Here is a 17376-nt window from a genome sequence, read left to right as displayed (position 1 = left end):
TCAATCATCATATAGATAAAGACAAACAGGGGAGCGCCAGCCCCCCTGTTTCATCGTCTATAGCATTCGCTTAGATATAAGCGACTTCCAGTACTTCGTATTCCACATCACCGCCCGGCGTCTTGACGATTGCAACATCGTCCACTTCCTTGCCAATCAGGGCGCGGGCAATGGGGGAGTTGACAGAGATGAGGTTCTGTTTGATATCAGCCTCATCATCACCCACGATGCGGTAAACCACCTCTTCCTCTGTCTCGCTCTTGAGCAGAGTCACAGTCGCGCCAAAAATCACGCGGCCGTTGTTGGTCATCTTGGTGACATCGATCACCTGCGCATTGGAGAGCTTGGCTTCAATCTCCTGAATGCGGCCTTCACAGAACCCCTGCTGCTCGCGAGCGGCATGGTATTCGGCGTTTTCCTTCAGATCGCCGTGCTCACGGGCATCGGCAATCGCTTCGATAATCTGGGGACGAAGCTCGGTCTTGAGATAATCGAGCTCTTCGCGCAGCTTCTCAGCGCCGCGAACAGTCATCGGAGTATGATTCATAGTCGAAACCTGGGTTGCTTGAAAATAGAAACTGCGGCCATCTGCAAGGAGGCCGCAGCAATCGGTTCGGATGAGGCATCTTAATATGAAGCCAACACAAAATCCACGTCAGCCCCCTGATGCAGATCCCACTTGCGTCATCGACATTCCCCTCGCTTACTTTCCTTCCGGTACGGAAATGGGGGCCGAAACAGTCGGTTTGCCCTGCATGATGGCGATCTCCACCCGCCGGTTCATCCGACGATTTTCCGGGGTGGTATTGGGCACCAATGGTTGGGAGTCCGCCATCCCCTGCACCACCAGTCGCCCCTGATCAAAACCGGGGACCTTCAGCATCTGGTGCGCCACCGCCACCGCCCGTTGCGACGACAACTCCCAATTGGACTGGAACAGCTCATCTTCGGTCGCCACGTTGTCGGTGTGACCGGAGATGGTGATTTCACCCGGCACATCCTTGAGCAGGGTCGCTACCTTGCGAATGACCGGCCAGAACTGTGGCTGCAGAAACGCCGAACCGGCCGGGAAAGACGCTTTTTCCCTGATCCGGATGATGATCTGCTGGCCCAGCGCCTCAATTTCGATGGCGCCATCCTGGATCTGATCTTTCATCTGCTCGGCGAGGGCTTTGGCCAGGGTATTGGACTGTTCTTGCGCCTTCTTCGCATCCTGCGCGGTATCGCCCCCCGTCTGTTTGCCATCACTCTTGTCCTGACCACCTGCCTGATCCGCCTCGCCGGGCAGAAACTCCAGTTCGGTCTGGGTCAGATCGATGGTCTGCTGCATCACGGTATCAATTGGCGTGGGCTCAGGGCGACCGGGCCTGAACTCCTGGGCAATCACCGAGGTCCCCTTGGGAATATCTTTCACCTCAAGGATGTTCTGTACCCCGAATGCCTTGTCCATGGAACCGGCTATCTGCTTGAACTTCTGTACATCCATCTCGGCAAAGGAGAGCAACAGCACGAAGAAGCACATCAGCAGCGACATCAGGTCGGCAAAGGTTCCCATGTAACCAGGGAGACCTGGTGGTGGGCACTTGCAATCAGACATAGCGCCCCCCCTATTCGGTGCCAGTATTACGTTTGGACTGGTTCAGATAGTTTTGCAGCATGGACTGGATCACCCGCGGGTTCTGACCATCCTGAATCCCCATAATGGCATCAAGGATCAGGGTACGACTGAGCTTCTCCTCTCCGCTGCGCAGTTCCAGCTTGTCGGCAATCGGGATCGCCAACATATTGGCCTCTATCGCACCGTACAGGGTGGTAAGCAAGGCCACCGCCATCGCCGGCCCGATCGACTTGGGGTCACTCATGTTGGCCAACATGGCCACCAGACCCACCAACGTACCTATCATCCCCATAGCAGGGCCCAGATCCCCAAGGGTACGGAAGACCTTGATGGCAATGACATGGCGCTCGGCTGTCAGGTCGATATCCTTTTCCATCACGGCGCGCACCACTTCGGCATCGTGACCATCCACCAGCATGTCGATCCCTTTTTTCATAAATGCATTGGGGATCTCTGCAGCCTCCAGCGCCAGAAAGCCACCTTTGCGAGCCGCGTCAGCCAGTTCAACGGCTTTGGTAATCAGGTCTTCAAGCTTGTCGCCCTTGTACATAAAGGCTTTGCCCGCCACCTTGAATGCCATCAGGAACTGGCCAAGGTTGAACTTCATCATGGCGATGAAGATTGAGCCCAATACAGTGATGTAGACCGATGGCATATCAACATACATGCTCATGGGGCCACCCAGCAGCATGCCGTACACCACCACCCCGAAACCCAGCACTATCCCTATCAGACTGCCTAGATCCACGTCCCTACTCCTGTCACCGGTTCTTATGCCTAATTATAGTTTGTTGAATTTTCTGCTATTGCGACCCTAGCGGCAAGCATGCATCCACTGAGAATGATGGCTCATTATCGGCCAGTTTAGCGAGAGTTTGAGGGGGCAATGCTTTTCTGCCTCCCCCCTGTGGACGGTCGATGTTAATATAAGCCGTTTTTTTCAATCCCCGAGGATGGACATGGCCAGTAAAAAAATCGACCGTCTGAGTTTTGATGCCACTCTGGAAGAGCTGGAAACCATCGTTCATCAGCTGGAACAAGGTTCCCTACCCCTGGAAGAGGCACTCAAGCAGTTCGAGCAGGGCGTTCATCTGGTTCGGGCCGGTCAGCAGAAGCTGGAACTGGCCGAACAGAAGATCCAGATCCTGCTCAGTCAAGCCGATGGCAGTGACCAGCTCGCCCCCTTCCAGCCAGAACAAGGAGAGGAGTGAGTGGCGCTGGACCATTTTTCCCGTCTGCATCGTCAGCGTATTGACGACTGTCTGTCAGCACAACTTGAATCCTTGCCCGCCATGGCGCCACGCCTGCGCGATGCCATGAGTTATGGCCTGCTGCTTGGCGGCAAGCGGGTTCGCCCGTTTCTGGTCTACGCGGTCGGCGAGATGCTGGGCGTCAAGAGCGAACTGCTGGATGGCCCTGCGGCTGCCGTGGAGTGCATCCACGCCTACTCCCTGCTGCACGATGACCTGCCCGCCATGGATAACGACGACCTGCGTCGTGGTCAGCCAACCGTTCACAAAGCGTTTGACGAAGGAACCGCCATTCTGGCCGGTGATGCACTGCAGACCCTGGCGTTCTCCATTCTGGCCGATCACCCCATGCCCGACTCCTTGATGGCCAACCGGGTGCGGATGCTGAGTACCCTCGCCCGCGCCTCCGGCTATCTCGGTATGTGTGGCGGCCAGGCGCTGGATCTGCAGGCCGAAGGGCGCCAGATCACGCTTGCCGAACTGGAGCAGGTACACCGCCACAAGACCGGTGCGCTGATTGAATGCGCCGTGGCGCTCGGCGCCCTGTGCAAAGCCGATGTCGATGACGCCACGCTGGCTGCACTGCAAACCTACGCCGCCGCGATTGGCCTCGCCTTTCAGGTGCAGGATGACATCCTCGACATCACAGGTGATACCGCCACCCTGGGCAAGCCACAAGGTTCTGACCTGGCGCTGGAGAAAAGTACCTATCCGGCCCTGCTCGGACTCGAAAATGCCCGTGAGCTGGCTCGCGAACTGCATGGGAAAGCCTTAACAGCCCTGCAATCCTTGCCCTACAATACCGACATTCTGGAAGCGTTTGCCGATTACATCATCGAGCGAACCCACTAAACGCTGGATAACAGTAACAATATGAGCGTTGATATTAGCAATTTCCCCAACCTGGCCCTCGCGGACACTCCGGTCGAGCTGCGTTCCTTGCCCAAAGATCGGCTGCCGGTGCTGTGCAACGAGCTGCGCGAATATCTGCTGCGCTCTGTCAGCCGCTCCAGCGGACACTTTGCCTCCGGTCTCGGCACGGTCGAATTGACCGTGGCCCTGCACTACGTCTACAACACCCCGTTCGATCGGCTGATCTGGGACGTGGGCCATCAGGCCTATCCCCACAAGATCCTGACCGGGCGCCGTGACCAGATCCACACCATCCGGCAGAAGGATGGCCTGCACCCCTTCCCCTGGCGTGGCGAGAGTGAATACGACGTGCTCTCCGTCGGCCACTCCAGCACTTCCATCGGTGCGGCACTCGGTATGGCGGTCGCCGCCGAGAGTGAAGGGCTGGGTCGCAAGGTCGTTGCAGTGATCGGTGATGGTGCCATTACCGCAGGGATGGCCTTTGAAGCGCTCAACCACGCTGGCGATGTGCACAAAGACATGCTGGTGATCCTCAACGACAACGAGATGTCCATCTCCGAGAATGTCGGGGCGCTGAACAACCATCTGGCCCGGGTCATGTCCGGCAAGCTCTACACCACCATCCGCGAAGGTGGCAAGAAGGTGCTGGCGGGCCTGCCACCGGTCAAGGAGCTGGCCAAGCGGGCCGAAGAGCACCTCAAGGGGATGGTTGTGCCCGGCACCTTGTTCGAGGAGTTCGGCTTCAACTATATCGGCCCCATCGACGGTCACGATATCGAGGCACTGGTCGAGACCCTGCGCAACATGCGCAACCTCAAGGGCCCGCAGCTGCTGCACGTCAAGACCAAGAAGGGCAAGGGTTACGAGCCGGCGGAGAAAGACCCCATCGGTTATCACGCCGTGCCCAAGTTCAATCCTGACGATTGCTCCCTGCCCAAGGCGAGCAGCGCCAAACCCACCTTCTCCGCCATCTTTGGCCAATGGCTGTGCGACATGGCCGCCAAAGACGAAAAGCTGGTCGGCATCACCCCCGCCATGCGCGAAGGCTCCGGGCTGGTGAAATTCAGCCAGCAATATCCGGATCGCTACTTCGACGTGGCGATTGCCGAGCAGCATGCAGTCACGTTCGCCGCGGGTCTCGCCATCGCCGACAAGAAGCCGGTGGTGGCCATCTATTCGAGCTTCCTGCAGCGCGCCTACGATCAGGTGATCCACGACGTGGCGCTGCAAGATCTGCCGGTGCTATTCGCCATCGACCGGGCCGGTCTGGTGGGCGCCGATGGCCCGACCCATCAGGGGGCGTTCGACATCAGCTTCCTGCGCACCGTGCCCAACATGGTGGTGATGACGCCATCTGACGAGAACGAGTGCCGCCAGATGCTCTATACCGGCTATCTCCATCAGGGCCCTGCCGCAGTGCGCTACCCCCGCGGCAGCAGCCTGAGCGACGCCCCCATCTCGTCAGAAATGCAGGCACTGGAGCTCGGCAAGGGGCGTATCCTGCGAGAGGGCAAGGGCACTGCCATTCTGGCGTTTGGCACCTTGCTGCACCACGCCAAAGCGGCCGCAGAGGCACTGGATGCCACTCTGGTGGACATGCGCTTCGTCAAACCGATAGATGAGGCGCTGGTGCTGTCGCTGGCAACCAGCCACGATCAGTTTGTCACTCTGGAAGACAACGCCATCATGGGCGGCGCCGGTTCGGCGGTGAACGAGCTGCTGATGCGCAGCAAACAGTGCAAGCCGGTGCTCAACCTTGGCTTACCGGACCGCTTCGTGGAACAGGGTACCCAGCAGGAGATCTATGCCCTGCTCGGTCTGGACGATGCAGGCATCCAGCGTAGTATCGAAAGCTGGCTGCAAGCCTGATAACGTGTTAACGCAATCCAAAATAAGAAGGGCGCCTCACTGGCGCCCTTCTTATTTTGCGTTTCTGACTTGGATTACCCTTTGTAGATCTTGGGGTTAAACACATCCCGCAGCCAGTCGCCCAGCAGGTTGATGACCAGCACCAGCACCACCAGACAGATTCCCGGGAAGGCGGTGATCCACCAGGAGCCGGAGAAGATGTAGTTGAAGCCGACGCTGATAAGCGAACCGAGCGAGGGCTGATCAACCGGCATTCCCAGACCGAGGAAGGAGAGTGCCGCCTCGCTCATGATGGCGTTGGCCACCTGCACGGTGGAGATCACCAGAATGGGCGACAAACAGTTGGGCAGAATGTGGCGGAACATGATGCGCGGGGCGCGGAATCCCATCACCTTGGCTGCTTCCACATACTCCTTCTTCTTCTCCGCCAGCACAGAGGCGCGCACGGTACGGGCATACTGCGGCCACTCGGCGATACCGATGATCACCACCAGCATCATGATGGCGAACTTCGAGTAGAACTCGGAGCCAAAGGTTGCCTGAAAGATGGCGGAGATGATGATCGCCACCATCATGGTGGAGAACGACAACTGCACATCGGCAAAGCGCATCAGCAGGTTGTCGATGCGGCCACCGAAGTAACCAGCAATCAGACCGATGACGATACCAAGCACCAGCTGCAGCGCCACCGCAAACAGGCCGATGGTGAGGGAGATACGGGCGCCATAGAGAATGGTGCTCCAGATATCCCGCCCCTGGTTGTCGGTGCCGAGCCAGAAGCGCTCCTCACCGCCTTCGAGCCAAGAGGGGGGCAACTCGGCATCCATCAGATCAAAACTGGTCTGGTCATAGACGTTGTGCGGGGCGAGCCAGGGCGCCAGCAGCGCCGCCAGCACGAACACCACAAACACCGCAAAGCTGAACATGGCTACCTTGTCCCGCAGGAAGTAGTAGACGATGTCAGAGTTCTTGAATCGTGCCCAACGGCTTGGGCTTGCAGTTACAGCATTAGTCATGCGCTTACCCCTTGGCAGTCAGGTTAACGGTCGGGTTGATCAACCCGTAGAGCAGGTCGACCAGGGTATTGGTCACCACGAAGATCAGTCCCACAAAGATGACGTAGGCGGTGATCAGCGGCGTATCGACCCGGTGGATCGCCTCAAGGAACAGGAAGCCGGTGCCCGGCCACTGGAACACGCTCTCGGTCAGAATGGTGTAGGCCACCATGGTGCCGATCTGCACCCCGCCGACGGTAATGACAGGCAGCATGGTGTTTTTGAGAGCGTGCTGATAGTAGACCTTGTTGTTATCCAGACCTTTGGCGCGGGCGAACTTGACGTACTCGGAGGAGAGCTGCTCCAGCATCTCGGAGCGCACCAGCCGGATAAACAGCGGCAGCATGATGGAGGAGAGGGACACAGCAGGCAGGATCAGGTGCTTGATGCCATCCCAGGTGAAGAAACCCGACTCCCAACCCAGCAGGTTGCGGGTTTCGCCGCGGCCATAGGCCGGCAGCCAGCCCAGCTGGATGGAGAATAGGTACATCAGCATGATGGCGGTCAGGAACACCGGGATCGAAATGCCGATACTGCTCCCCGCCATGATGATCTTGGTGGGAATGCTGCGCGGGCGGATCGCCGAATAGACACCGAGTGGAATGGAGACCACCACGATGATGAGCGCGGCGGCAAACACCAGCTCAAGGGTAGCCACCAGCTTGTCGAGGATCACCTCGAGAGCGGGTCGCTTGAAGAAATAGGAGGTGCCCAAATCCCCATGCACCGCATTTTTCAAAAAGCGGCTGTATTTGATGAGGAAGGGATCGTTAAGGCCCATCTTCTCGCGCAACTCGTGACGCTGGGCTTCGGAGACGGATTGTCCCACCAGCTCGCGCAACGGGTCACCCAGGTTATCCTGGATGGAGAAGGCGACCAGGCTGATGACGAACATCACTATCACGGCCTGATAGAACCGTTTCAGCAGGAATGTAAACATGCTTGTCCTTCTACGTGGCCTGTGTCGTGGCACAGGCTTCTGTTAGTGGGCGGAGTGGCCAGCTGACCACCCCGCCCCGTCCTTCCTTGCGACGTTCTCTTACTTGCTGACCACCAGGTCACCCAGGTAAGGGAAGTTCATCACGTTGACCACTGGCTTGATGTCGACGTTCTTCTTGGCGCCATAGGCCAGATCTTCCCAGTGCAACGGCACGTAGGCAGCATCTTCGATCAGCATGGCTTCGACCTTCTTCAGCATCTCGGCACGCTTGGCCGGGTCGGTCTCGGCGTTGGCATCCATCACCAGCTTGTCAGCTTCGGCGTTGGCATAACCGGCGCAGTTGTACTGACCCATACCGGTCTTGGCATCCTTGGTGAAGGTCAGGAACTCGAAGAAGTTCGCGGTATCTTCGGTGTCGGAGTGCCAGCCGATCAGCTGCATGTCCGCGGCGCACTTGTCAAACTCAGGCCAGTACTGGGCCACCGGCATGGTCTTCAGATCCACCTTGATGTTGATCTTGGCCAGCATGGCGGAGACAGCCTGGGCAATCTTGACGTCATTGACGTAGCGGGCAGCCGGGGAGATGAAGGTCATCTTGAAGCCTTTCTCGTAACCGGCCTCTTTCATCAACTCCTTGGCCTTGGCCAGATCATACTGGGGCACCAGCGCCTCGTTGTGACCGGCATAGCCTTTCGGGCTCAGCTGGCCCGCTGGGGTACCGAAGCCCTTGTTGATCTTCTCGACGATGCCTACCTGGTTGATGGCGTAGTTGATCGCCTGACGTACACGCTTGTCTTTCAGTGCCGGGTTGGTGTTCTGGTTCAGCTCGATGATGATGGCGCGGGTACCGGACAGGGTAACCAGCTGGGAGTCCTTGCCATTCTTGACGCGCTCCAGATCGTTCGGCGCAACCGGATAGATCATGTCCACGTCGCCACCCAGCAGGGCTGCAACACGGGTCGCATCTTCCTTGATCGGCACCACGGTCAGGTTCTCGACGTTACCCTTGGAGGCTTTATCCCAGTAGTTGGCGTTGCGGGCATAATCCAGCTTCACACCCTGCTCGCGGAACTTGACGGTGAACGGGCCAGTACCGGAGACGTGGGTAGAAGCATAGGAGTCGCCGTTTTTGACGATCTCGGCCTTGTCTTTGCCCGCTTCGGTCTTGCCGGTGTAGAACTTGGAGTCCATCGGGAAGATGTAGGTGACGGTCTGCAGCACCAGCGGGAACGGCTTGGCGGTGACGAGATCCACGGTGTAGTCATCGACCTTCTTCACTTCGCTGATGGGATCGAAGATCGCCTTGAAGTCGACGGAGGATTTCAGGCGGTTGACGGTCCACACCACGTCGTCTGCGGTGAAGTCGTTACCGGAGTGGAACTTGACCCCTTTACGCAGGTGGAAGCGGACGGTCTTGTCATCGACACGCTCAAACTTCTCGGCCAGACGGGGCTCGAACTGCAGGTCCTGGGTGTAACGCATCAGGGGATCGAATACCAGGTGCGACATCTCCAGGGTCTGACCGGAGAGCTGCTCCTGCGGATCCAGCGAAGTGGCGTCAGAGGCGACACCCACCTTGATATCAGCGGCTGAGACACTGAAGGCGAAACCGGCGGCAAACAGCGCCAGGGCAATCTTGGACAATCCTTTCTTCATCTTGTTCTCCATGCTTTTGGCTTTCTTATGACACTTTTTTTGACAAGCAGACCGGCGCACCGGCGCTCTCCTAGCTTGCGATTTCCAGCCCCTCGCGGGACATTCCCTTGAACTCCGGCATGAGGGAGATCAGCTTGCGGCTATACTCATGCTCGGCATTGGTAAAGAGTTTCTCGGTCTCGGCCACTTCCACCAGATGACCGTGCTGCATCACCCCGATGCGGTCGCACATCTGGCGGATCACCGGCAGATCGTGGCTGATAAACAGCATGGTGAGCTTGAGCTCCTGCTGCAGATCCTTGAGCAGGTTGAGGATCTGGGCCTGCACCGACACATCCAGCGCCGAGGTCGGCTCGTCGCAGATGAGGAAGCGCGGGCGAGTGGCCAGGGCGCGGGCAATGGAGATGCGCTGGCGCTGACCGCCGGAGAACTCGTGGGGATACTTGACCCCGGCACCACGACCGAGACCCACGTGATCCAGCAGATCGCCGACAATCCCCTCAATCTGGCTCTCGCTGCTCGCCAACTGATGGAAGCGGATCGGCTCGGCAATGATGTCGCGCACCTTCATCCGCGGGTTCATCGACGAATAGGGGTTCTGGAACACCATCTGCATCTGGCGGCGCAGCGGGCGACGCTCGCGCTCGCTCTTGAGGGCGGTCAGATCGATCCCCTCGAAGAAAATCTTGCCGGTATCAGGCGGATAGAGGCCGGTGATGGCGCGGGCAATGGTCGATTTGCCGGAGCCGGACTCCCCCACCAGACCGAAGGTCTCCCCTTCGAAGATCTCGAAGCTGATGTTGTTGCAGGCGCGCACATATTGGCGACGGCTCGGGAAGATGGAGTCCTTGGTGACGAACTTCAGATCGACGTTCTCCACCCGCAGCAGCGCCCCTTCATAGGCACGCTCGTCCTGACTCTGGCCGAGCCAGTGGGTCTTGAGGTCGATATTGGTATCCGGCGCACTGGCATCCTCGATATAGGAGACCAGCGGGAAGCGCACCAGCTTCACATCGGAGCGGGGCACCGCCGAGATGAGGCTACGGGTATAGGGGTGATTGGGGCTGCCCAGCACCTGTTCGGTCAGGCCGAACTCCACCAGATCGCCGCGATACATCACCGCCACCTTGTCGGTAACGTTGGAGACCACGCCCATGTCGTGGGTCACCAGCATGCAGCCCACCTGACGCTCTTTGCAGAGGGCGCGGATAAGCTGGAGGATCTGATCCTGAATGGAGACGTCGAGCGCAGTGGTCGGCTCGTCGGCGATGATCAGCTCCGGATCGCAGGAGAGCGCGATGGCGATAACCACCCGCTGACGCATGCCACCGGAGAACTGGTGCGGATACTGTTTGATGCGCAGCTCCGGCTGCGGAATACCCACCGCCCCCATCAGCTCCAGCGCCTTGGCAAAAGCGGCCTCGCGAGAGAGGTCGGTATTGGCCAGAATGGTCTCCACCAGCTGATGCTCAACGGTGAACAGCGGGTTGAGGGAGGTCATGGGGTCCTGGAAGATGAACCCGATACGGGAGCCACGGATGGCCCGCATCTCGTTCTGGCTCTTGCCGGAGATGAGCTCGCCATTGAGATAGATATCGCCACGGGCGATGCGACCCGGCGGGCTCAGGAGATCGATAACGGCGTTGCCGATGGTGGACTTGCCGGCGCCGGATTCACCGACCACCCCGACAATCTCACCCTTTTCGATAGAGAAAGAGAGATCCTTCACCGCGGCCAGCACCCCGTAGCGGGAGGGGTACTCGATCCGCAAGTTCTTTACTTCGAGCAAGGACATGTTTACCTCTGCGGGGGACATCCGTCCCAAATAATTCGTCCGTAAATCAGCCGCAGATGCCGGTTGTTACCTTGGGCAATATTTGCTCAATCCATGAGGCAGCGAAACCAGCGATCCGGGCGGGTTTTTTGCATTTTTTTGGAATAACCCGCGAGTAACTTAGACGGTTTGACCACGGGTGTAAATGATTGAGTTATACAATTCCGCAATGTTTTGTGCAGATAACCACCAATTCGGCAGAGATAAATGATGATTTTCATCACACAAATGGCCGGTGCGTCCGCACATCTATTGGTATCATTACTTTAATTTCAACAACAACGCAACAAGCAGCATTTATCACTATTTCCAAAACAATCACCAGCCCCGAATGAGTAGTGAATATTTATGTGAAAGGGATGATAAACGGCAGCATATGCCGATGAATGAAAATTAAGCAGATATAAATCGGGGGATGCCAGAACGGTCATCCCCCGGAAGGGGGCTCTCAACCGAGCCAGAATGCCAGTAATTGCATACAAAACAGGGCGAACAGGCCGGCGATCAGATCGTCCAGCATGATGCCCAGGCCACCGTGGATCCGGCGATCAAACCAGGAGATAGGCCAGGGTTTGAGCACATCAAACAGCCGGAACAGCGCGAAGCCCGCCACCACCCACTCCCAACCGGCTGGCGCGGCGATCATGGTGACGCCAAAACCGATCACCTCGTCCCAGACGATGGCGCCGTGATCCGGCATGCCGATGGCATCGGTAGCGCTCTGGCAGATACGGATCCCCACAACAAAACCCACCGCCAGCAAGGCGATAAACCAGTGGGTCGGCAGCCCGCTCACCAGCAGATAGAGCGGAATGGCCGCCAGGGTGCCCATGGTGCCCGGCGCCTTGGGGCTGAGACCGGAACCAAACCCCACCGCCAAAAAATGAAGCGGATTTTTCAGATCCAGTCGTGTCAGCTCGGGCTTTATCCTGAACAAACTCATGCGAAGTGATCCCACCCTTTCAGTTGCAGCTCGACCGCTTGGTCACCACGCAGGTAGTCGATGCCCGGCTCGCCCGCCACGATGCGGCCGATGCGGCTGAACTTGACCCCGCTGTGAGCCAGCGCCGTATCGAGCGCGCCGCGGTGCTCCTCCGGTACGGTAAAGCAGAGCTCGTAGTCATCGCCACCGGCCAGCGCCAGTTGCCACGCCTCCTGCTCGCTCACCGCATCCTGCAGCACCGGCGAGAGCGGTAGCAGATCGAGATCGATCTGGGCCCGTACACCGGAGGCCTTGAGGATATGGCCGAGATCCGATGCCAGCCCGTCGGAGAGATCCAGCGCACTGCCCGCCAGCCCGCGCAGCGCCTGACCGGCCAGAATGCGGGGATGGGGGTGGTCGAGCCGTGGCAGCACGGCGGCCAACTGGTTCTCGTTGAGGGTGCGTTTGCCCAGCAGGTGGGAAAGCGCCAGCGCTGCATCCCCCAGAGTGCCGGTCACATAGATGCCGTCACCCGCTTTGGCGCCACTGCGCATCAGGGCGCGACCGGCAGGCACCGACCCCTTCACCGAGATGGTGATGGAGAGCGGCCCGCGGGTCATGTCTCCGCCCACCAGCGCGACGTTGTAGTACTCGGCCAGCTCCAGAAACCCTTCGGCAAAACCGGCGACCCAGCTCTCGTTGATAGCTGGCAGAGTCAGCGCCAGCGACACCCAGCGCGGCTCGGCCCCCATGGCGGCGAGATCGGAGAGATTGACCGCCAGCGCCTTGTAGCCGAGATCCACCGGATCCATGTCGGGAAAAAAGTGTACGCCGCTCACCAGAGTGTCGGTGCTCACCGCCAGCTGGGTATCGGGGGGCAGGGTCAGCAGGGCACAGTCATCTCCAGGGCCCATCACCACGTCCTTGCGGGCGTGGGGGACCTTGAAGTACTTATCAATCAGCTCAAATTCACCCATACAGTAAAAAGCCAGCAATAAGCTGGCTCCTCTCTTAGATGCTGACGGACAGCAGGATCAACGCTTGTTCAGCGACTTGATCACCTTGTCCAGAACACCGTTGACAAACTTGTGGCTGTCATCGGCAGCAAAAGCTTTGGCCAGCTCGATCGCTTCGTTGATGACCACGCGCGGCGGTACATCATCACGACGGGTCAGCTCGTAGGTCGCCAGACGCAGGATCGCCTTGTCCACCATGTCCACTTCTTCCAGCGGACGGGAGAGGAAAGGTGCAAACACCTTGTCCAGCTCGCTGCAGTGGAGGGCTACCCCGAACAGCAGATCGCGGAAATAGTTCAGGTCTACACCCTTGGTGTCCTGATCGATCTTGAACTGCTCTTCGATGTCACCCACGTTAGCCTTGGTCATCTGCCACTGGTAGATGGCCTGGGTGGCGCAATGGCGGGCTTTACGGCGCTCAGACGGTTTCAATGTACTTCTCCTCGTTACACGTCCAGTTCTTTCAGGACGTTGATCATTTCGAGCGCTGCCAGTGCAGCCTCTGCACCCTTGTTACCCGCCTTGGTACCTGCACGCTCGATGGCTTGTTCAATGTTTTCAGTGGTCAGCACACCGAAGGCAACGGGAATTTCATATTCCATCATTACCTGGGCCATGCCCTTGCTGTTCTCGTTTGCCACCAGGTCGAAGTGGTAGGTGCCGCCACGGATGACAGTACCGACCGCCACGATGGCGTCGTATTGACCACTCTTGGCCAGCTTCTTGATAACCAGCGGCATTTCAACCGCGCCCGGCACTTTTACCAGTGTCAGGTTGCTGTCCTGCACTTGACCTTGACGCTTCAGTACGTCCACCGCGCCGTTCACCAGACTGTCGTTGATGAAGCTGTTGAAACGGGCAACAACAATAGCAACGCGCGCCTCAGGAGCGGCGATATTTCCTTCGATAACCTTCATTGGAAATCCTGTATCTGTGCAATCAAAAGGGCCGGAGTCAAAAGTGCGCACATTCTAGCACAACAGACCCACGACAAAAACCATGGCCGCAATAGACGGCCATGATCGCGATGTAACCAGTCCGGCGCACTTGCTCGCCGGTAAATTCCACGACTTCCAGACCGAAACCGCCCGGAAGGGGATGGTACTGCTCTGGTAGAACTTTACTCGCCGATGTACTCAACCACTGCCAGACCGAAGCCACCCGGAAGGGGATGGTACTTCTCTGGTGGAACTTTACTCGCCGATGTACTCAACCACTTCCAGACCGAAACCACCGAGGGCATGGTACTTCTTCGGGGAGCTCAGCAGGCGCATCTTGCTCACACCAAGGGCCTTGAGGATCTGGGAACCCACACCAACCCGGCGCGAAGTACCCTGCCACTTGGCCCCTTCCGGTGCCAGTCCCTTGTCGGCGGCTTCAAAACCCTTGACCCGGGCCAGCAGCTCGACACCATGGGATTCAGCCCCCAAAATCACCAGCACCCCGCCTTCGTCGGCGATGCGGGCCATGGATTTGGGCAGCGGCCAGCTGCGGGCGGCGTGGCGGTCGGTCAGCAGCAGATCGCTCAGCACATCGTGCAGGTGCACCCGCACCAGGGTCGGCTGGTCGGCCTGCACCTCACCCTTTTTCAGGGCGAAGTGAACCTGATTATCGATGGTGTCGCGGAAGGTGATGAGGTCGAACTCGCCAAATTCGGTGGGCAGCTTGCACTCGGCCACCTTCTCGACCGTGGTCTCGTGCTGGTTGCGGTACTCGATAAGGTCGGCAATGGTGCCGAGCTTGATGCCGTGCTCCTCGGCGAAGATCTCCAGGTCAGGACGGCGCGCCATGGTGCCATCTTCGTTGAGGATCTCGACGATGACGGCGGCAGGCTCGAAACCGGCCAGACGGGCCAGATCGCAGCCCGCTTCGGTGTGGCCGGCACGGGTCAGCACGCCGCCATCCTGCGCCATCAGCGGGAAGATGTGGCCCGGCTGCACCAGATCGGCCGCCTTGGCATTGGCCGCCACAGCCGCCTGCACGGTCACCGCACGATCCGCGGCGGAGATACCTGTGGTCACCCCTTCTGCCGCCTCGATGGAGACGGTGAAGGCGGTGGAGAACTGGGCATTGTTGCGATCCACCATCAGCGGCAGCGCCAATTGCTTGCAGCGATCCCGGGTCAGGGTCAGGCAGATGAGGCCACGGCCGTAGCGGGCCATGAAGTTGATATCCTCCGGACGGACGCAGGAGGCGGCCATGATGAGGTCCCCTTCGTTCTCCCTGTCTTCGTCATCCATCAGGATCACCATCTTGCCAGCCTTGATATCGGCAATGATTTCCTGGGTTGTGCTCAGCGCCATGGGCTACTCCATCAGTGTGCTTGGGGGTTGAGCCAGCAGGCTCAACGGGAATGCGAGATATGCTGCTCTAGATTGGGGCGCATGGCCCCATTTCAATCGGAGCGGGATCACAGAAAATCGTTTTGGTCGGGGCCAACACCCCGAGCATCAGAGAAAACCGGCCTTGGCCAGCTTGTCCAGAGTCAGGGTGGAGGCGCTGCTCTCCTGACTCTTGCCCATCATCAATCGCTCCAGATAACGGGCGATCTGATCGACCTCGAGGTTGACCTTGTGACCCGGCTTCCAGCTGGCGATGGTGGTCTCCTGAGCGGTGTGGGGCACGATCGTCAGGCGGAACAGGTCGCCCTGTACCGCGTTGACGGTGAGGCTGATGCCATCCACCGCAATGGAACCTTTCTCGGCGATGTAGCGGGAGAGCTCGCCCGGCGCCTTGATCCAGTACTCGATGGCGCGGCCGCTGCTGGAGACGCTTTTCACCTCCCCTACCCCATCCACATGGCCGGAGACCAGATGGCCGCCGAGGCGGGAGGTGGGCATCAGCGCCTTCTCGAGGTTGACCCGATCGCCCACTCTGGCGGCGGCAAAACCGGTGCGCGACAGGGTTTCCAGCGACACGTCGGCGGTATAACTCTTGTCGCCCAGCGCCACCACGGTGAGGCAGACGCCGTTGGTAGCGATGGAGTCGCCCAGTTTGACGTCGCTAAAATCCAGGCTCAGGGCGTGCACGGTGAGGGCCATGTCGTCGCCCTGACGGCGCAGTTCGGCCAGGGTTCCCACCGCTTCGATAATTCCGGTAAACATGCAGATCACCTTGCTGATGACGGGGGCTGATTATGCCCCCTTGAACATTGATAAATCAGGCTAATTTGGCGGTAATGCGAATATCCGGCCCCACCATGCGCACGTCCTTGATGGCGAGCTTGGGCGCCTGGAACAGCCGGGTCAGGCCCGGCAGATGGAACAGCCCGCGTCCCTCGTCGCCCATCAGTTTGGGCGCCTGATACAGCACCAGCTCATCCACCAGCCCCTTCTCCAGCAGAGCGCCGCACAGCCGCGGGCCCGCCTCGACCAGCACCGAGTTGACGTTCTGTTTGGCCAGCAACATGAACAGGCTGACCAGATCCAGCTTGCCATCCAGCAGCGGCAGCTCCAGCTGCTGCACCCACTCGGGCCACTCGCCGGACGCCTTGTGACGGGCCAGCAGCACCGGGCTCTCGCTCTGGAACAGAGGCAAGTCGGGTGTGAGGCGGTTTTGCGAATCGACGATAACCCGCAGCGGCTGGCGCAGGGTCTCTTTGGGATAACTTACCTTGACCGAGGGGGGCAGCTCGTCCCAGCGCACGGTCAGGGAGGCACCATCGGCCAGCACGGTTTCAGCGCTGGAGAGCACCGCATCGTGGCGGGCCCGCAGCCGTTGCACGTCACGGCGCGCATCCGGGGAGGTGATCCACTGGCTCTCGCCGCTCGCCATGGCGGTGCGGCCATCGAGGCTGGCCCCCAGCTTGACGGTCACCCGCGGGAAGGCGGTACGCATCCGCTTGAAAAAGCCCGGGTTGAGCGCCTCGGCTTCGCTCGCCAGCAGGCCGAAATCTGTCTTGATCCCCGCTTCGGAGAGCATGCGCAGGCCACGTCCACCCACCTGGGGATTGGGATCGACCATGGCCGCCACCACCCGCGCTACGCCAGCATTGATCAGCGCCTCGGCGCAGGGGGGAGTACGACCATGATGGGAACAGGGTTCGAGAGTTACATAGGCGGTAGCGCCACGGGCGTTGTCACCGGCGGCGCGCAGGGCGTAGACCTCGGCATGGGGCTCGCCCGCCTTCTGATGCCACCCTTCGCCAACCACCACGCCATCTTTGACCAGCACGGCGCCGACGCAGGGGTTGGGGGCCGTGGTGTAGCGGCCGCGGCGGGCCAGTTCGAGGGCCCGACTCATCCATTGGTAATCATCTTGACTAAACATTCGGGCTCCTTTGACAACACATCTCGACTTTACGCAGTATCGTAGGTTCGATTAGCGCAGCGTAATCGGACGCG

At 59.3% G+C, this 17376-nt stretch carries 17 protein-coding genes; 3 read left to right on the top strand and 14 right to left on the bottom strand.

Annotated elements, in window-relative coordinates; translation table 11 throughout:
- Window positions 1-70: 70 nt before the first annotated feature.
- From greA to pomA, 3 genes are all read right to left on the bottom strand, one after another.
- A complete protein-coding gene (greA, locus tag ACTG2B_RS04445; protein WP_005338833.1) occupies window positions 71-547 on the bottom strand; it encodes a transcription elongation factor GreA in 477 nt (158 codons plus the stop codon).
- 156 nt (window positions 548-703) lie between these two features.
- Window positions 704-1597 (bottom strand): flagellar motor protein MotB, encoded by an 894-nt coding sequence (locus ACTG2B_RS04440; RefSeq protein ID WP_139405724.1) that lies wholly within the window; start codon window positions 1595-1597, stop codon window positions 704-706.
- A gap of 10 nt (window positions 1598-1607) precedes the next feature.
- Window positions 1608-2366, bottom strand: coding sequence for a flagellar motor protein PomA (pomA, locus tag ACTG2B_RS04435; protein ID WP_005349525.1), 759 nt, complete (start codon window positions 2364-2366; stop codon window positions 1608-1610).
- A 211-nt stretch (window positions 2367-2577) separates the two neighbouring features.
- Between pomA and xseB the strand changes: the two genes are divergently transcribed.
- Genes xseB through dxs form a run of 3 tightly spaced genes read left to right on the top strand, consistent with a single transcriptional unit; the run spans window position 2578 to window position 5610 of the window.
- Window positions 2578-2829: an exodeoxyribonuclease VII small subunit gene (xseB, locus tag ACTG2B_RS04430; protein WP_005338838.1), complete on the top strand. Its 252-nt coding sequence runs from the start codon at window positions 2578-2580 to the stop codon at window positions 2827-2829.
- Window positions 2830-3720, top strand: coding sequence for a (2E,6E)-farnesyl diphosphate synthase (gene ispA, locus ACTG2B_RS04425; RefSeq protein WP_064338656.1), 891 nt, complete (start codon window positions 2830-2832; stop codon window positions 3718-3720). It begins immediately after the preceding gene.
- 21 nt (window positions 3721-3741) lie between these two features.
- Window positions 3742-5610 carry a 1-deoxy-D-xylulose-5-phosphate synthase gene (gene dxs, locus ACTG2B_RS04420; protein ID WP_429202704.1) on the top strand — a complete coding sequence of 623 codons (1869 nt, stop codon included), beginning with the start codon at window positions 3742-3744 and terminating at the stop codon, window positions 5608-5610.
- A gap of 74 nt (window positions 5611-5684) precedes the next feature.
- Here dxs and ACTG2B_RS04415 read toward each other — a convergent pair whose 3' ends face one another.
- The 11 genes from ACTG2B_RS04415 to ribD all read right to left on the bottom strand — a co-directional run bounded on the left by ACTG2B_RS04415 (window position 5685) and on the right by ribD (window position 17302).
- The gene (locus tag ACTG2B_RS04415) at window positions 5685-6626 is read right to left on the bottom strand and encodes an ABC transporter permease (RefSeq protein WP_019445927.1); all 942 of its coding nucleotides are present in this window, start codon (window positions 6624-6626) and stop codon (window positions 5685-5687) included.
- A 4-nt stretch (window positions 6627-6630) separates the two neighbouring features.
- The gene (locus ACTG2B_RS04410) at window positions 6631-7605 is read right to left on the bottom strand and encodes an ABC transporter permease (RefSeq protein WP_005343520.1); all 975 of its coding nucleotides are present in this window, start codon (window positions 7603-7605) and stop codon (window positions 6631-6633) included.
- A 99-nt stretch (window positions 7606-7704) separates the two neighbouring features.
- Window positions 7705-9261 carry an ABC transporter substrate-binding protein gene (locus ACTG2B_RS04405; RefSeq protein ID WP_021230378.1) on the bottom strand — a complete coding sequence of 519 codons (1557 nt, stop codon included), beginning with the start codon at window positions 9259-9261 and terminating at the stop codon, window positions 7705-7707.
- A 70-nt stretch (window positions 9262-9331) separates the two neighbouring features.
- On the bottom strand, window positions 9332-11056 hold the full coding sequence (locus ACTG2B_RS04400; protein WP_005358467.1) for a dipeptide ABC transporter ATP-binding protein: 1725 nt from the start codon (window positions 11054-11056) through the stop codon (window positions 9332-9334).
- Window positions 11057-11543: 487 nt separating this feature from the next.
- On the bottom strand, window positions 11544-12038 hold the full coding sequence (locus ACTG2B_RS04395; protein WP_005349509.1) for a phosphatidylglycerophosphatase A family protein: 495 nt from the start codon (window positions 12036-12038) through the stop codon (window positions 11544-11546).
- Window positions 12035-12994, bottom strand: coding sequence for a thiamine-phosphate kinase (thiL, locus tag ACTG2B_RS04390; protein ID WP_113739117.1), 960 nt, complete (start codon window positions 12992-12994; stop codon window positions 12035-12037). The genes ACTG2B_RS04395 and thiL overlap by 4 nt, the downstream gene beginning before the upstream one ends.
- A gap of 57 nt (window positions 12995-13051) precedes the next feature.
- Window positions 13052-13465 (bottom strand): transcription antitermination factor NusB, encoded by a 414-nt coding sequence (gene nusB, locus ACTG2B_RS04385; protein ID WP_005343514.1) that lies wholly within the window; start codon window positions 13463-13465, stop codon window positions 13052-13054.
- A gap of 14 nt (window positions 13466-13479) precedes the next feature.
- Entirely contained in the window at window positions 13480-13950 is a 471-nt protein-coding gene (ribH, locus tag ACTG2B_RS04380; RefSeq protein ID WP_005338866.1) for a 6,7-dimethyl-8-ribityllumazine synthase, read from the bottom strand.
- A gap of 276 nt (window positions 13951-14226) precedes the next feature.
- Complete coding sequence (ribBA, locus tag ACTG2B_RS04375) at window positions 14227-15336, bottom strand: bifunctional 3,4-dihydroxy-2-butanone-4-phosphate synthase/GTP cyclohydrolase II (protein ID WP_439995265.1); 1110 nt, start codon at window positions 15334-15336, stop codon at window positions 14227-14229.
- 147 nt (window positions 15337-15483) lie between these two features.
- Complete coding sequence (locus tag ACTG2B_RS04370) at window positions 15484-16137, bottom strand: riboflavin synthase (protein ID WP_439995264.1); 654 nt, start codon at window positions 16135-16137, stop codon at window positions 15484-15486.
- A gap of 55 nt (window positions 16138-16192) precedes the next feature.
- On the bottom strand, window positions 16193-17302 hold the full coding sequence (ribD, locus tag ACTG2B_RS04365) for a bifunctional diaminohydroxyphosphoribosylaminopyrimidine deaminase/5-amino-6-(5-phosphoribosylamino)uracil reductase RibD (RefSeq protein WP_439995263.1): 1110 nt from the start codon (window positions 17300-17302) through the stop codon (window positions 16193-16195).
- Window positions 17303-17376 lie beyond the last annotated feature (74 nt).

It is taken from the genome of Aeromonas sp. 30P (assembly GCF_051919805.1).
Taxonomy (GTDB): domain Bacteria; phylum Pseudomonadota; class Gammaproteobacteria; order Enterobacterales; family Aeromonadaceae; genus Aeromonas; species Aeromonas veronii.
The sequence above is the reverse complement of the archived record's forward strand: the minus strand, read 5'-3'. Positions and strand labels throughout refer to the sequence as shown.

Excerpts from the sequence above, each read along its gene's own strand:
- ribD (WP_439995263.1), bottom strand. The coding sequence starts at position 17,302 with ATGTTTAGTCAAGATGATTACCAATGGATGAGTCGGGCCCTCGAACTG.
- ACTG2B_RS04400 (WP_005358467.1), bottom strand. The coding sequence starts at position 11,056 with ATGTCCTTGCTCGAAGTAAAGAACTTGCGGATCGAGTACCCCTCCCGC.
- xseB (WP_005338838.1), top strand. The coding sequence starts at position 2,578 with ATGGCCAGTAAAAAAATCGACCGTCTGAGTTTTGATGCCACTCTGGAA.
- ACTG2B_RS04370 (WP_439995264.1), bottom strand. The coding sequence starts at position 16,137 with ATGTTTACCGGAATTATCGAAGCGGTGGGAACCCTGGCCGAACTGCGC.
- ACTG2B_RS04415 (WP_019445927.1), bottom strand. The coding sequence starts at position 6,626 with ATGACTAATGCTGTAACTGCAAGCCCAAGCCGTTGGGCACGATTCAAG.
- ACTG2B_RS04405 (WP_021230378.1), bottom strand. The coding sequence starts at position 9,261 with ATGAAGAAAGGATTGTCCAAGATTGCCCTGGCGCTGTTTGCCGCCGGT.
- dxs (WP_429202704.1), top strand. The coding sequence starts at position 3,742 with ATGAGCGTTGATATTAGCAATTTCCCCAACCTGGCCCTCGCGGACACT.
- ACTG2B_RS04440 (WP_139405724.1), bottom strand. The coding sequence starts at position 1,597 with ATGTCTGATTGCAAGTGCCCACCACCAGGTCTCCCTGGTTACATGGGA.
- greA (WP_005338833.1), bottom strand. The coding sequence starts at position 547 with ATGAATCATACTCCGATGACTGTTCGCGGCGCTGAGAAGCTGCGCGAA.
- ribBA (WP_439995265.1), bottom strand. The coding sequence starts at position 15,336 with ATGGCGCTGAGCACAACCCAGGAAATCATTGCCGATATCAAGGCTGGC.
- ACTG2B_RS04410 (WP_005343520.1), bottom strand. The coding sequence starts at position 7,605 with ATGTTTACATTCCTGCTGAAACGGTTCTATCAGGCCGTGATAGTGATG.
- ACTG2B_RS04395 (WP_005349509.1), bottom strand. The coding sequence starts at position 12,038 with ATGAGTTTGTTCAGGATAAAGCCCGAGCTGACACGACTGGATCTGAAA.
- ribH (WP_005338866.1), bottom strand. The coding sequence starts at position 13,950 with ATGAAGGTTATCGAAGGAAATATCGCCGCTCCTGAGGCGCGCGTTGCT.
- thiL (WP_113739117.1), bottom strand. The coding sequence starts at position 12,994 with ATGGGTGAATTTGAGCTGATTGATAAGTACTTCAAGGTCCCCCACGCC.